The organism is Desulfurivibrio dismutans, assembly GCF_029210385.1.
In the GTDB taxonomy this organism is placed as follows: Bacteria; Desulfobacterota; Desulfobulbia; order Desulfobulbales; family Desulfurivibrionaceae; genus Desulfurivibrio; species Desulfurivibrio dismutans.
Genome location: NZ_JARGDQ010000007.1, coordinates 60,758 through 74,818, shown reverse-complemented (window position 1 = coordinate 74,818; position 14,061 = coordinate 60,758). Strand labels below are relative to the sequence as shown.

General features: G+C 60.6%; 12 protein-coding genes and 1 tRNA gene. 12 read left to right on the top strand and 1 reads right to left on the bottom strand.

The features are described 5' to 3' along the window. Positions 1–104: 104 nt before the first annotated feature. The 9 genes from P0N66_RS09320 to argJ all read left to right on the top strand — a co-directional run bounded on the left by P0N66_RS09320 (position 105) and on the right by argJ (position 10,355). Positions 105–290, top strand: a complete 186-nt coding sequence (locus tag P0N66_RS09320; protein WP_007294967.1) for a ferredoxin family protein — start codon at positions 105–107, stop codon at positions 288–290. 109 nt (positions 291–399) lie between these two features. Then, entirely contained in the window at positions 400–834 is a 435-nt protein-coding gene (locus tag P0N66_RS09315; RefSeq protein ID WP_275804657.1) for a hypothetical protein, read from the top strand. Next, positions 831–1,973, top strand: a complete 1,143-nt coding sequence (gene alr / locus P0N66_RS09310) for an alanine racemase (protein WP_275804655.1) — start codon at positions 831–833, stop codon at positions 1,971–1,973. Before P0N66_RS09315 ends, alr begins: the two co-directional genes overlap by 4 nt. 39 nt (positions 1,974–2,012) lie before the next feature. After that, on the top strand, positions 2,013–3,680 hold the full coding sequence (gene argS, locus P0N66_RS09305; RefSeq protein WP_275804653.1) for an arginine--tRNA ligase: 1,668 nt from the start codon (positions 2,013–2,015) through the stop codon (positions 3,678–3,680). 108 nt (positions 3,681–3,788) lie between these two features. Further along, a complete protein-coding gene (locus tag P0N66_RS09300) occupies positions 3,789–3,995 on the top strand; it encodes a hypothetical protein (protein WP_275804650.1) in 207 nt (68 codons plus the stop codon). 1 nt (position 3,996) lies between these two features. After that, a complete protein-coding gene (locus P0N66_RS09295) occupies positions 3,997–4,509 on the top strand; it encodes an N-acetyltransferase (protein ID WP_275804648.1) in 513 nt (170 codons plus the stop codon). Positions 4,510–4,543: 34 nt separating this feature from the next. Next, positions 4,544–7,087: a preprotein translocase subunit SecA gene (gene secA, locus P0N66_RS09290; RefSeq protein ID WP_275804646.1), complete on the top strand. Its 2,544-nt coding sequence runs from the start codon at positions 4,544–4,546 to the stop codon at positions 7,085–7,087. Positions 7,088–7,464: 377 nt separating this feature from the next. After that, positions 7,465–9,135, top strand: a complete 1,671-nt coding sequence (locus P0N66_RS09285) for a methyl-accepting chemotaxis protein (protein ID WP_275804643.1) — start codon at positions 7,465–7,467, stop codon at positions 9,133–9,135. A 2-nt stretch (positions 9,136–9,137) separates the two neighbouring features. After that, complete coding sequence (gene argJ / locus P0N66_RS09280) at positions 9,138–10,355, top strand: bifunctional glutamate N-acetyltransferase/amino-acid acetyltransferase ArgJ (RefSeq protein WP_431190035.1); 1,218 nt, start codon at positions 9,138–9,140, stop codon at positions 10,353–10,355. Between the two features lie 134 nt (positions 10,356–10,489). On the opposite strand, the gene P0N66_RS09275 is transcribed toward argJ, so the two are convergent. Then, positions 10,490–11,470 (bottom strand): bifunctional riboflavin kinase/FAD synthetase, encoded by a 981-nt coding sequence (locus P0N66_RS09275; protein WP_275804639.1) that lies wholly within the window; start codon positions 11,468–11,470, stop codon positions 10,490–10,492. A 153-nt stretch (positions 11,471–11,623) separates the two neighbouring features. Between P0N66_RS09275 and P0N66_RS09270 the strand changes: the two genes are divergently transcribed. From P0N66_RS09270 to hflC, 3 genes are all read left to right on the top strand, one after another. Next, positions 11,624–11,710, top strand: a tRNA-Leu gene (locus P0N66_RS09270). 264 nt (positions 11,711–11,974) lie between these two features. Next, positions 11,975–13,072 (top strand): FtsH protease activity modulator HflK, encoded by a 1,098-nt coding sequence (hflK, locus tag P0N66_RS09265; RefSeq protein WP_275804637.1) that lies wholly within the window; start codon positions 11,975–11,977, stop codon positions 13,070–13,072. A 37-nt stretch (positions 13,073–13,109) separates the two neighbouring features. After that, a complete protein-coding gene (gene hflC / locus P0N66_RS09260) occupies positions 13,110–14,042 on the top strand; it encodes a protease modulator HflC (RefSeq protein WP_275804635.1) in 933 nt (310 codons plus the stop codon). The last annotated feature ends 19 nt before the right edge of the window (positions 14,043–14,061 follow it).

Genomic DNA, 14,061 nt, shown 5'->3' with positions numbered 1-14,061 from the left:
CTGGTTGGGAGTGGAGCATTGCGCGCAGCTTCCCCAGCGCCACAAGGTGATCCGCTTCGAGCCTGTATTTAACTTATTATTTCGTTAACACGGAGGAATGAATCATGTGGCAAGTTGATGTCGACAAAGACAAATGCAGCGGTGATGAAGAGTGCGTAAACGCCTGCCCGGCCCAGGTTTTTGAAATGGTTGACGGCAAGGCTGATCCCGTTAACGTGGATGAGTGCCTGGGTTGCGAGACCTGCGTTGAGGTTTGCCCGGAAGGCGCCATCACCGTAACCGAGGTTTAATGTAGCCTAAACCTTGGTGTAAGCTGCTGATGAATAGGCATGTCCCCGAGGCGGGATATGCCTATTCTTGTTTGGTAATCCCGCCTCGGGGAGGCACGGAAAACTGGTCATGTTCACCCAAGCCGCGCAGCGCTTCAAGCCAGGAGCCTCGGTGCAGGCCCACCTGCTGCTGGCCGCCGTGCTCTGGAGCTTTATCGGTGTCTATCTGCTGATCAGGGGAGTGCTGCTCTATGGCGACGGTGCCTACTGGCCACCCCTGGTGGCACTGGCCGCTGGCGCCCTGAAGGCTTACTTTATGCTGATTCCTTCGGCCCGGAAAAATATTGTCCGGATCCTGGCGCTGCAGGAAAACACCTGCCTGGGGGCAGTGTATTCGTTTAAGATGTGGGCCCTGGTGGTGGTGATGATGGTTGCCGGGCGCGTCCTGCGGGGGTTTGGTTTGCCGGAGTTCTGGGTGGCCCTGATTTACCTGGCGGTGGGGCTGTCCCTGCTGCTGGCCAGCGGGCTGTTCTGGCGCCAGTGGTCTCGCAGGCGGCCGGCATGAGGGGCGCCGCCTCTTATAATTCGGTGCAGGTCGACCTTAAGGCTCTGCAGGCTAATTTTAAGGCGGTGCGCTCCCGGTTGCTGCCGGGGATCAGGATCATGGCGGTGGTCAAAGCCGATGCTTACGGCCATGGCCTGGAGGCGGCGGCCGAGGCCTTTGCCCGGGCCGGGGCTGATTGTTTCGGGGTGGGCACCGTGGAAGAAGGGGTCAGGCTGCGCCGGGCCGGGCTGGCAGGCGAGGTGGTGCTCCTGCTGGGTGTTGCCCCCGGAGAGGCGGCCGAGGTGGTCGAAAACCGATTGAGCCCGGTGGTTTTCGATCCCGCCGGGCTGGCGGAGTTGTCCCGCCTGGCCGAAAGGCGGGCCGGGATGGTGGGGGTTCATCTGAAACTTGATGCCGGGATGGGCCGGTTCGGCGTGGTTCCCACTGACCTTACCCGGTTGGCGGCGCTCATTGCCAGGCTGCCCGGCTTGCATTTGGCCGGCCTCATGTCCCATTTCCCTCTGGCCGATGTACCCGGCGCGGAGGAACGCTGTCGGGAACAGTGGCAACTGCTGCAGGCCGGATATGCGGTCTGTCTGCCGCCGGCCGATGTTCCCCGGCCACTGCTGCACATGGCCAATTCGGCGGCCCTGCTGCGTTTTCCTTGGGCCCACGGCGATTTGGTACGCCCGGGGATCAGCCTGTATGGTTATTCTCCCTTGCCGGCGGAATTTGCTGGGGTCGTGCCGCCGCTGCAGCCGGCCATGAGCCTGCACAGTCGGGTGCTGCAGGTCAAGGAGTTGCCTGCCGGTCATGGGGTCAGCTATGGTCACCGTTATGTGACCTCCGGTCGCACCCGGCTGGCGGTGCTGCCGGTGGGGTATGCCGACGGTTACCCTCGCGGGATCAGCGGCCGGGCCGAGGTTTTGCTGAGAGGTCACCGGGCGCCGCTGTTGGGCACCATCTGCATGAACGCCTGTATGGCCGATATCAGCTCCCTGCCGCTGGTGCAGGCCGGGGATGAGGCGGTTTTTCTGGGTCGCCAGGGAGAAGGGTTTATCGGTGCCGATGAGCTTGCCGCCTGGCACGGGACCATCAGTTACGAGATTTTGTGCCGTATTGGCGCCATGAACCAGCGGGTTTACGGCCCGTTAAGTTAACCGGAAATTTTTACTTTTTTCTTAAGGAATTTAGCAACGATGATCAAGACACGGGTTCAGGCGGCCATTGACCGCTGTTTCGCCCTGGGCGTCGAACAAAAATTATGGACCGAGGCGGCTGCCGGTGATTATGCAGTAGAGGAGCCCAAGCGGGCCGGACAGGGGGATTTTGCCACCAATTTGGCCATGGTGGCCGCCGGTCGGGAAAAACGCAAGCCCCGGGAAATCGCCGAGGCCCTGGTGGGGCTGCTCAGCGACCCGGCCAACACCGGTGATCTGTTCCAGCGGGTGGAGGTGGCCGGGCCCGGTTTTGTCAACTGCTTTGTCAAACCGGCAGTCTGGCAGGCGGTGGTGCCGGTTATTCTGGAACAGGGGGAAGAATTCGGCCGTTGCAGCAGCGGTGCGGGTCGCGAAGTGCTGGTGGAGTTTGTCAGTGCCAACCCCACCGGTCCTTTGAGTGTGGGGCATGGCCGCCAGGCGGTGCTGGGGGATGCCATTGCCCGTCTGCTCAGTGCCGCCGGCTACACGGTGACCCGGGAGTACTATTATAACGACGCCGGCCGCCAGATGCGGGTGCTGGGGGAATCGGTGCGGGCCCGCTATCTGGATCTGCTGGGGGTCCCTTACGAATTTCCCGAGGACGGTTACCAGGGGGAGTATATCCGGGAGATTGCCCTGGCCCTGGTGGATGAACAGGGCGAGGCCTTGAAAGAGGTGTCCGATCATCTGCCGTTTACCAAAAAGGCGGAAGAGGTGATTTTTGCCGATATCAATGCCACCCTGGCCCGCCTGGGTATCAAGTTCGATAATTATTACAACGAACACACCCTGTATGAGCAAGGCCTGGTGGATGAGGTGGTGGCCAACTTGCGCGACCAGGGTCTGGTTTATGACCAGGACGGGGCGGTGTGGTTCAAGACCACCGAATTCGGGCTGGAGCAGGACCGGGTGATTATTAAATCCAGCGGGGAGCCTACCTACCGTCTGCCGGATATCGCCTATCACCGGGAGAAAATGCGGCGCGGCTATGACTGGTTGGTCAACGTGCTGGGCTCCGACCATATCGCCACGGTGCCTGATGTGATGGCCGGGATCAAGGCTCTGGGCTACGACCCGGGCAAGGTGACCACGGTGATTCACCAGTTTGTTACCCTGATGCGCGATGGCCAGCAGGTGAAGATGTCCACCCGCAAGGCCACCTTCGTCACCGTCGATGAGTTGCTGGATCTGGTGGGGGCCGATGTCACCCGCTTTTTTTTCCTCATGCGCAAGGCCGACAGCCAGTTGGAGTTCGACCTGAATCTGGCCACCAAGGAGGGACAGGAAAACCCGGTTTATTACGTCCAGTACGCCCATGCCCGCCTCTGCAGCATCCAGCGCCAGGCCAGGGAAAAGGGGCTGACACCGGTGGCGGTGGCGGAGATTGATTTTTCCCGTCTGGATTTAGCTGAAGAACTGGAACTGCTGCAGGCCATGGCAGGGCTGCCTTCTCTGCTGGAGACTGCCGCCGTCGCCCTGGAGCCTCACCGTATCGTTTTTTACCTCCAGGACCTGGCGGCCAGGTTCCATGGTTATTACAATCGTCATCGGATCGTCGGGGAAGACGAGCAGTTAAGCCAGGTTAGGTTGGCCCTGGCCCTGGCCCTGCGGGTGGTTTTTGCCAACGGCCTGCGGCTGATCGGGGTGAGCGCCCCCGAGAGTATGTAATGCCGTTGACCATGGATCTAACCTTGAGTAAATGTTCAGCCGTGCTGTTGCACGTTTACTAAATCAACAACGGGCAACTGCCGACAGGCAGGCCGGAGAGCGATCAAGATGGCGGCGGCGCGACGGGGTAAAAAAAAGACGGTGGTTAAGGTGGAACTGGGCTGGGGCGGTCTGTTCAGCCTGGCGGTGGTGGTGTTCTGTATTTTTATGTGGATGTTTCTGCTGGGCCTGTGGGCCGGCCAGAGTATCCTGGCGCCGTTGCCGGAGATGACCGCCGCCGGCTTGACCGCCGTGCAAACCAGGGAGGGGAACTGACATGACCGCGTCACAAGCCAAAGCCCCCGGTCGGCCGGCGCCTGCGTTTTTGGTGCGCTCGGCCCGGATGGATGATGTGAGGGCCATTTACGCCCTGCTGCAGTTTTTTGCCGGCCGCAATCTTCTGCTGGGGCGTTCGCTCAGTTCCCTCTACGATCATCTTCGGGATTTCAAGGTGGCGGTGGCCGCCGATAACGACCAGCAGGTGCTGGGGGTTTGCTCGCTGCATATCTGCTGGGAGAACCTGGCCGAAATCCGCTCTCTGGCGGTGGCGGAAAGCTTTCAGCAGGCGGGGGTGGGCCGGGCCCTGGTGCAGACCTGCCTGGAGGAGGCCCGTAACTACGGAATCACCCGGGTTTTTACCCTGACCTATCAGCCGGAGTTTTTCAAAAAAATAAAATTTCGCCCGATTGATAAAAACGAGTTGCCCCACAAGGTGTGGAGCGACTGCATCAATTGCCCGATGTTCCCCGATTGCAACGAAGAATCGCTAATCTGGGAGGCCGAGGCTTAACCCTTCGGCGCCTTCTGCGTAAGGAGATTACCTGATGTTGGCAAAAGTACTGAAAAAGCTGTTCGGCAGCCAGAATGAACGAATGCTGAAGGTGATGCAACCTTTGGTGGAGCGGATCAACACCCTGGAACCGGAAATGCAAGCCCTGGACGACACCGCCCTGGCCGCCAAAACCGTTGAATTCCGGGAGCGCTTGAACCAGGGTGGCACTCTTGATGATCTGCTGCCCGAGGCCTTCGCGGTGGTCCGCGAGGCATCCAGGCGGGTGCTTCAGATGCGGCATTTCGACGTCCAGCTCATTGGCGGTGTCGTCCTGCACCAGGGTAGGATCGCCGAAATGAAGACCGGCGAGGGCAAGACTCTGGTGGCCACCCTGGCGGTCTATCTCAACGCTCTGACCGGCCGCGGTGTGCACGTGGTGACGGTCAACGATTACCTGGCCCGCCGGGACGCCGAATGGATGGGGCGGCTGTACAACTTCCTGGGACTGAGCGTCGGAGTGGTGGTGCCCGGGGTCGATGACGCCGCCCGCAAGGAGGCCTATGCCGCCGATGTGACCTATGGGACCAACAACGAGTTCGGCTTCGATTACCTGCGGGACAACATGAAGTTCAGTCTGGAGGATTTCTGCCAGCGGGCCCCTAACTTCGCCATTGTCGACGAGGTGGACAGCATCCTCATTGATGAGGCCCGTACACCGCTGATCATCTCCGGCCCCGCCGATGTTTCCACCGATCTGTATGTCAAGGTCGATACCCTGATCCCCAGTTTTCAGGCCGGGGTGCACTACACCATTGATGAAAAGGCCAAGTCGGTTGCCTTAACCGAGGAAGGGGTGGCCTTGGGCGAGGAGTTGCTGGGGGTGGAGAACCTTTATGATCCGCGGAACATTGAGCAGCTCCACCATCTTAACCAGGCACTGAAGGCCCACGTGCTGTTCAAGCGGGATGTCGATTACCTGGTGACCGACGGCCAGGTGGTGATCGTCGATGAGTTCACCGGCCGGGCCATGACCGGCCGTCGTTTCAGCGACGGCCTGCATCAGGCTTTGGAGGCCAAGGAAGGGGTGAAGGTGGAACGGGAGAACCAGACCCTGGCCTCGGTGACCTTTCAGAACTATTTCCGGATGTATGAAAAACTCGCCGGCATGACCGGGACTGCCGATACCGAGGCGGCCGAGTTCAAGAAGATCTACAACTTGGACGTGATGGTGATCCCCACCCACCATCCCATGGTCCGGGAAGACTATCCGGATGCCATTTATAAAACCCTGGCCGCCAAGTACCGGGCCATCGTCCGGGAGATCAAGGAGCTGCATACCGCCGGCCAGCCGGTGCTGGTGGGTACCGTGAGCATTGATGTGTCGGAAAAGATTTCGGCGATGCTCAAGAAGGATAGAATTCCCCACGCGGTGCTCAACGCCAAACAGCACGACAAGGAAGCGGAGATCGTCGCCGACGCCGGGCAAAAAGGCAAGGTGACCATTGCCACCAACATGGCCGGCCGTGGCACCGACATCAAGCTAGGGGAGGGGGTGGCCGAGTTGGGCGGGCTGCATATTCTGGGTACCAGCCGGCATGAGTCCCGGCGTATTGATAACCAGCTGCGGGGCCGGTCCGGGCGCCAGGGTGACCTCGGTTCGTCCCGTTTTTTTCTCTCCCTGGAGGACGACCTGCTGCGGGTCTTCGGCTCCGACCGGATCTCCGGCATCATGGATCGCCTGGGCATGGAGGAAGATGAGCCCATTGAACACAACATGATCAGCAAGGCCATTGAAAACGCTCAGCGCAAGGTGGAGGGCCATAACTTCGAGATCCGTAAGCACCTGCTGGAGTACGACGATGTCATGAACAAGCAGCGGGAGGTGATCTACGGTCAGCGCCGGGAGCTGCTGGAAAGCACCGACCTCAAGGAGGCGGTCATGGATATGATCACCGAGCAGGTGCAGGCCCTGGCCGCCGATATCGGGGACGCCAACATCCCCTCGGCGGACTGGGACTGGCAGGCCCTTGAAGAGCGTTGCCAGGATCTCTTTTTCTTTCCTCTGGAGTGGGACGAGGCGGCCAAAAGCGATCTGAACGCCACCGAGCTGGAATCGCGACTGCTGGACCTGGTCAAATCGCGTTATGAGGAGCGGGAAGCAGAGATCGGCGTCGACAACATGCGCCAGCTTGAGCGGCTGTTGCTGCTGCAGATGGTGGACAACCATTGGAAAGAGCACCTGCTCAACATGGATCATCTCAAGGAGGGCATCGGCCTGCGCGGTTACGGCCAGAAAAACCCGCTGATCGAGTACAAGCGGGAAGGGTTCCAGATGTTCAGGGAGATGATTGCTCGGATGGATGAGCAGACGGTGCGCACCCTGTTCCGGGTGCGGCTGGTGAGAAGCGACGATGTGGAAGAGCTTGAAGCCCAGCAGCGCAACCGCAGGCAGCCCATGCAACTGAGCCGGGGAGAGGGCGGCGGCGAAGCCCGGGCCCGCCAGCCGGTCACCCGGCAGGGTGACAAAGTGGGACGCAACGCGCCTTGCCCCTGCGGCAGCGGCAAAAAACATAAACGCTGCTGTGGTCGGCAATAGCAGTTACCATAATTGTCACAATGTGGTATTTTTTCTATAAAAATCAGGGTGTTGTCTAAAAAAAAAGATGCTCCCGTTTCGGTCTTGTGGTAGAAAGCCTGATCAATACATTGATTGGCCGGCTGGTCGGTTACTGGGCTGAACAAACTTATTATTGATGACTTCGCAAGAAGTCATCAACGCGCCCATGGATGGGCGCGCAAATCAATAGCTTGCTGTGTAACCTATTGATTTGTAAGGAAAGCGGAAACCGCGTTTTCGCTTTCCGGGGAGCAAAAAGTCCATGGACGGACTTTTTGCGACATCATCATTGTTAATTCCGTCCCGTTCCGCCCGGCAAGGGTGCAAATGCCAAGTGGAGAGGAGTGGTAAACAGTATGACAATTGTGCAAAAAATCCTTGGCGGCTTCGGGCTGATTGTTTTGCTGCTGGTCCTGATCGGATTTGGTAACAGTTTGGCGGTGCGCAGCATGCAGCAGCAGAGCGGTGAGATTGTTACCGGTTTGCAGTTGGATGGCGAACTGGCCCAGCGGGAGGTGGATCATCTGGTTTGGGCCGCCCGGGTGCGGGACTTTATCGATGACGAACAGGCCACCCGCCTGGAGGTGGAAACCGATTATCGCCGCTGCGGTTTCGGGCTCTGGTATTATGGTGAGGGCCGGCGGCAGGCGGAGCAGCTGGTGCCCAGTCTGGCGCCGTTGCTGGCCAGAATCGAGCGTCCTCACCGGGAGTTGCACGAATCGGCGGTGGCCATCGAGCAGGCCGCCGACCGCCGGCAAGCGGCCGGTATTTACGCCCGGCAAAGCGCGCCGGCCCTGCAGGGGGTGCAGGGGGTGCTTCGAGACATCCGGACCGAAACCGGGGAGGCGGTGAGCAGCCGGGAGGCAACCGCCCGGGCCACCATGCGCAACACGGCCCTGGTGGTTGCCGGCTCCCTGATGCTGGCAGCCCTGCTGGCCGGTGTCATCGGCCTTCTGACCTATCGTGGGCTGACTTCCATCATGGGTAATGTCGGCCGGGAGATGGGCGAGGGGGCCAGCCAGGTGGCCGCCGCCGCCAACGAGGTTTCCGCCTCCAGCCAGAGTCTGGCGGAGGGCTCCACCGAGCAGGCTGCCTCGGTGGAGGAGATTTCCGCCTCCCTGGAGGAGGTGAGTGCCATGACTCGGCGGGATGCCGATAATATCAGCCAGGCCAACAACCTCATGGCGGAGGCTGGCCATGTGATCGGCAGTGCCGAGGGGTCCATGCGCCGTCTGGTGACCTCCATGCAGGAGATTTCCAAGGCCAGTGCCGAGACCCAGAAGATTGTCCAGACCATCGACGAAATCGCCTTTCAGACTAACCTGCTGGCCTTGAACGCGGCGGTGGAAGCGGCCCGAGCCGGCGAGGCCGGGGCGGGTTTTGCGGTGGTGGCCGACGAGGTGCGCAACCTGGCTATGCGGGCGGCGGAGGCGGCCAAGAATACCTCCAGTCTGATTGACGGCACGGTGGGAAAAATCCAAAGCGGATCTTCCCTGGTCGATGAAACCAGCGGCAGCTTCAAGACCACCACCGAGTCCATCGGCAAAATCTCCACCCTTATCCAGGAGATTGCCGAGTCGTCCGCCGAGCAGTCAAAGGCGGTGGCGCAGGTTAGTTCGGCCATCGGTGAGATCGATACGGTGATTCAGCGCAACGCCGCCACCGCCGAGGAATCGGCCTCGGCTTCCGAAGAGTTGAGCGCCCAGTCGGCGGTGCTGCGGAACATGGTGCGGCGGATGATCGCAGTGATCGGCGGGATTGACGAAAGTATTTTTAACGGCGAACCAGGGGCGGCCGGCGTCCTGAAGCGCCCGTCGACCAGGAATAGTGATCGCGGTCTGAAGCGGCCGGCTACGGTTCACAAAGCTCTGCCCGGCCCAGTCGGTAAGGGTGCGGCGGCCGGAATGGGAGCCGGGGTGGCAGCGGTAGGTGGCAAGGCCGCCGGTGGTGAGCGCCGCCGGTCGGCGGAGAAGAAGAATGTCGAGGAGGTTTTTCCGCTGGACGACGATGATTTTGAGGACTTTTAACGTTGAAGGTGCGAGGTTTTAAAGCATCGGCGGTCAAGTCCGGGATTCGGGGCAAAGATCGACTGGACCTGGGGCTGATCGTCAGCGAGGTGCCGGCCGCCGCTGCCGGGGTCTTTACCACCAGCCGGGTGCAGGCCGCTCCGGTGGTGTTGGGCCGTCAGCGGTTGGCCGGCGGTCGGGCCCAGGCCATTTTGGTTAACTCCGGGATCGCCAACGCCTGTACCGGGGCCGGCGGCATGCTCAATGCCCGGCTCTGCGGGGCCATGGTGGCCGATGCCTTTGGGATCGAGGAAGGGCTGGTGCAGCCGGCCTCCACCGGGGTCATCGGCATGCCGCTGGATGTTGAATGCTTCCGGCTCGGTATTCCCAAATTGCAGGCCGCCCTGGCCGGAGATGCGGTTTCCATTGAAGCAGCCGGGGTCACGGAAACGGGCCTGGAGGCGGTGGCCCGGGCCATGATGACCACCGATACGGTGCCTAAAACTGCCGACCGCAGCTGCAAAATCGGCGGGGTCGAGGTTTATCTGGCCGGGGTGGCCAAAGGGGCGGGGATGATCATGCCGGACATGGCCACCATGCTCTGCTTCATTCTCACCGATGCCGCCGTCGATCACGGGCTGCTGCGTACCATGCTAAAACAGAGCGTGGACGCCTCTTTTAATCGGATCACCATCGACGGTGATACCAGCACCAACGACACGGTGCTGCTGCTGGCCAATGGCAAGGCCGGAGCACCGCTGCTGGTGCCCGGCTCGCAGGAACAGTTGCTTTTTCAGCAGCAACTGGATGAGATTTGCCTGGATCTGGCCCGCCAGATCGTCCGTGACGGGGAGGGGGCTACCAAGCTGGTGACCGTGCGGGTGGCCCAAGCGGCAGATGAGGGCCAGGCCAGGGCCGCAGCCCGGACCATTGCCAACTCCAGCCTGGTGAAAACCGCATTTTTCGGTGAAGACGCCAACTGGGGTCGCATTATCGCCGCCCTTGGCCGCTCCGGGGCCGAATTTGACCCCGAGGTGGTGAGCATCGCCTTTGATGACGTGGTGATGGTCGAAAACGGCGTCGGTCTGGGGGCCGAAGTGGAAGCGGCGGCCACCGAAGTGCTGCGTCGCCCGGAGTTCACGGTTACCGTCAAGTTGCGGGCCGGCAGCGCCGACGCCGATTATCTCACCTGCGATTTTTCTTTGGATTACGTCAAAATCAACGCCGACTACCGGACCTGATCGGTAACTATCCAGCTCACAACCAAGGTAACTGTTCAGCAGTGCCCCAGATTGCGGTAAGCAGGGCGGCGTTGCGTAGATCAGGTACTTAACGACCTGATCGCCGCTTTCGGGGGTGCTGCTGGATCGTTACCCTAACTATTGTATTTTTCCGCGCAATAGAGCCAGAACTCCTCTTCGGCGGCGGCCAGCATCTCCTTGGCCGCCGCCACGTCCCGGGCGATCTGGGCGGCCAGTTCTTCGGGGCCGGCGAATTTGCGCTCGCCCCGCAGGTGCTTAAGCAGGTTGATCTTGATGGGCTGGCCGTAAATATCCTGGTTGAAGTCGAAGATATGGGTTTCCGCCGCCAGCTTGCTGTCGGCGAAGGTGGGGTTGTAGCCGATGTTGAGCACTCCGCCGTAACATTTGCCGCCGTAGACCACCTGGGTGACGTACACCCCGTGCCGGGGGCAGAGGTCGTGCTCGTTGAGGCTGAGGTTGGCGGTGGGGAACCCCAGGATGCTGCCGCCCCGCTTTTTGCCCACCTGCACCACCCCGCGCAACTGGTAATAGCGCCCCAGCAGCTTGGTAACATCTTCCATGCGGCCAGCCGCCACCAACTCCCGCACCTTGCTGCTGCTTACCACCATGCCGTCCACCTTGAAGGCAGGGATCACCCGGACCGTAAACCCTCGTTTTTTGCCGCAGGTCTCGAGAAAATCGGCATCTCCCCGGCGGCCCTTGCCGAAGGCGTAATCATACCCCACCACCAGTTCGCGGACACCCAGGGTGTTGATCAGTACATCATCGACAAACTGCTCGGCGTCCATGGAGGCGAACTCCCGGTCAAAGGGGATTACCAGCAGGGCGTCGATGCCGGCCATGGCAATCAGTTCCACTTTCTGCTCATAGGTGGAGATCAGCTTGATGCCGATTTCAGGGCGCACCACTTGCAGGGGGTGGGGTTCGAAGGTGATGGCAACACCGGTACCCCGGTGGCGGCGGGCCAGGTCGCTGACCGTATTGAACAGCTGCTGGTGGCCCATGTGCACTCCGTCGAAGTTGCCGATGGTGGCGCAGGCGTGTGCGAAGGGGGCGGTAATCTGGTCCAGGCTGGTGTAAATTTTCATGGTCATGGTGTTTTCCGGGGGTAGCGAGTGTCATTTTGGTTTGGCAGCTCGTTGATTTTACGTAAGCGTCCCAAGGTGTGGGCGGCTTTTTGCGGGCTTGTCCGATTTATCTTGACAAAAAAGCCAAGGAGTCTATATTATCGCCTCTTCAAAGGTGCTGCCGAAGTGGCGGAATTGGTAGACGCGCTAGGTTCAGGGTCTAGTGGGGGTTCCCCCGTGGGAGTTCGAGTCTCCCCTTCGGCACCAGTAAGACGATCAAAGCGTAATCCTTCGGGGTTACGCTTTTTTTGTTTGGTGCTCGGCCCACCGTCGGCCAGCGGGCGTCGAGTGGTCGCTTTCTACTGAGCTTCAGGCAAAAAGTCAAGGCCAGCCTGGGGCGACGGCTGGTCCGGGGGCGGGGGAAGGACAAATAAGGGTTGAACCACGCGGCGAAATAAGGCAAACTGCTCAACTGCGGTAAATCATACCGATTCGATAAACAAGTTAACCGTATTTCAGAGGACGGCTTTTATGTCATGGGACAATCAGCAACCCCCTTGGGGGCAGCGCAAGGGCGGCCAGTCGCCGGAAGAGCAGCTGGCGGCTTTGGTGCAGAAAATTAAGAATTTTTTTTCAGGAGGCGGTGGCCAGGGCGGCGGTGATCGCGACTCCGGCGGCGGCCAGGGGCCGGGGGTCAATCCCGGCCTGATCGCCGGGGTCATCGGGGTGGTACTGGTGGGCCTGCTGCTGGCCTCATCCTTTTACACCATCCGCCCCGGTGAGCAGGGCGTGGTGCTGCGGTTGGGGGCCTATTACGCCACCACCCATCCCGGTCTGAATTTCAAAATTCCCCTGGTGGACGTGGTGCACAAGGTGGACATGGAAACGGTGCGTAAAGAGCAGTTCGGCTTCCGCACCCGCCGGGTGGCCGACCGCACCCAGTACCAGAAGCAGGGCTACACCCAGGAGTCTCTGATGCTCACCAGCGACCGTAACGTCATCGACATGGAATGGGTGGTGCAGTACCGGGTGGACAACCCCTACCACTTTCTCTTCCGGATCCGCGATATTTCCCCGGCGGTGCGGGACGTCAGCGAGATGACCCTGCGCCGTCTGGTGGGCAACATGGATTTCGACGCGGTGCTCGACGGCCGGGCCGTCCTGGCCGACGCCATGGCCCGGGAGCTGCAGGAGACTCTGAACCGATATGAAAGCGGCATCCAGGTCATCACCGTCCAGTTGCAGGATGTTAACCCGCCGGAGCCGGTCAAGCCTGCCTTCAACGAGGTCAACGAGGCCGACCAGGATATGCAGCGGCTGATCAACGAGGCCGAGGAGATCTACAACCGCGAAGTTCCCCGGGCCCGGGGTGATGCCCGCCGGATCGTGGAAGAGGCCCACGGTTACAAGGTGGAACGGGTCAACGAGGCCCAGGGCCAGACCGCCCGCTTCACCGCCCTGCTGGAAGAATATGATCGGGCTCCCGAGGTAACCCGGCAGCGGCTTTACCTTGAGACCATGCGTGAGGTTCTGCCCAAGGTGGAAGAGGTGGTGGTCATCGACAGTGAACAGAAATCCCTGCTGCCCCTGCTCAATCTCGGGGGCGGCGGCCTCAAGGCCGGCAACTGAGCAGTAACAACAACGGTTAAGCTAATCGGAGGCTTTCGTGAAAAATATAGTTCGTTTCATTCTGATCGCAGTTATTGTCGTCCTGGGCCTGTTGGTGGCCAACGGGATCTATGTCTTGCCCGAGGATCGCCAGGCCGTGGTCACCCAGTTCGGTCGTCCGGTGGGTGAGCCGGTGAACGAGGCCGGTCTGCACTTCAAGCTCCCCTTCGTCCAGGACGTGACCTATTTCGACAAGCGCATCCTGACCTGGGATGGTGACCCCAACCAAATTCCCACCCGGGACAAGACCTTCGTCCATATCGACGCCACCGCCCGCTGGCGGATTCAAGACCCGCTGCAGTTCATGCAGTCGGTGCATAATGAAAACCAGGCCCTGAACACCTTGGACGCCATCATCGACGGTACGGTGCGGGACTTCGTCAACCAGAACAACCTGGTGGAGTTTATCCGCAGTTCGGACTGGGAGCCCCACACCATGCGGGTCAGCATGCTGGAGCCGGCGGAGATCGAGCATGTCGCGCTGGGCCGGGACGTGATCACCAACATGATCCACGAACGGGCCGCCGAGGTGGTTAAGCAGTACGGCATCGAGCTGGTGGACGTGATGCTGCGTCGGGTCAACTATATCGACAGTGTGCAGCGTCGGGTTTTCGACCGGATGATCTCCGAGCGTAAAAGAATCGCCGCCGACCTGCGCTCCCGCGGTGAAGGCAGCAAGTCCGAGATCCTGGGCAAGATGGAACGTGACCTGATGGAGATCCGTTCCGGTGCCTCCCGCGAGGCCCAGACCCTGCGCGGTGAGGCCGACGCCGAGGCGGCCCGGATTTACGCCGAGTCCTACAACCAGGACCCCGAGTTCTACCGGTTTTATAAAACCCTGGAAACCTATCAGTACACCCTGAACGACAACACTCGCCTGATACTGACCACCGAATCACCGCTGTACCGCTATCTGGAAGTTATCAAGTAGGTGCTGCTGAACGTTTACA

Bases quoted from the DNA above. Each gene is read 5' to 3' on its own strand.
- P0N66_RS09320 (WP_007294967.1), top strand. From the start codon at position 105: ATGTGGCAAGTTGATGTCGACAAAGACAAATGCAGCGGTGATGAAGAG.
- P0N66_RS09315 (WP_275804657.1), top strand. From the start codon at position 400: ATGTTCACCCAAGCCGCGCAGCGCTTCAAGCCAGGAGCCTCGGTGCAG.
- alr (WP_275804655.1), top strand. From the start codon at position 831: ATGAGGGGCGCCGCCTCTTATAATTCGGTGCAGGTCGACCTTAAGGCT.
- argS (WP_275804653.1), top strand. From the start codon at position 2,013: ATGATCAAGACACGGGTTCAGGCGGCCATTGACCGCTGTTTCGCCCTG.
- P0N66_RS09300 (WP_275804650.1), top strand. From the start codon at position 3,789: ATGGCGGCGGCGCGACGGGGTAAAAAAAAGACGGTGGTTAAGGTGGAA.
- P0N66_RS09295 (WP_275804648.1), top strand. From the start codon at position 3,997: ATGACCGCGTCACAAGCCAAAGCCCCCGGTCGGCCGGCGCCTGCGTTT.
- secA (WP_275804646.1), top strand. From the start codon at position 4,544: ATGTTGGCAAAAGTACTGAAAAAGCTGTTCGGCAGCCAGAATGAACGA.
- P0N66_RS09285 (WP_275804643.1), top strand. From the start codon at position 7,465: ATGACAATTGTGCAAAAAATCCTTGGCGGCTTCGGGCTGATTGTTTTG.
- P0N66_RS09275 (WP_275804639.1), bottom strand. From the start codon at position 11,470: ATGACCATGAAAATTTACACCAGCCTGGACCAGATTACCGCCCCCTTC.
- hflK (WP_275804637.1), top strand. From the start codon at position 11,975: ATGTCATGGGACAATCAGCAACCCCCTTGGGGGCAGCGCAAGGGCGGC.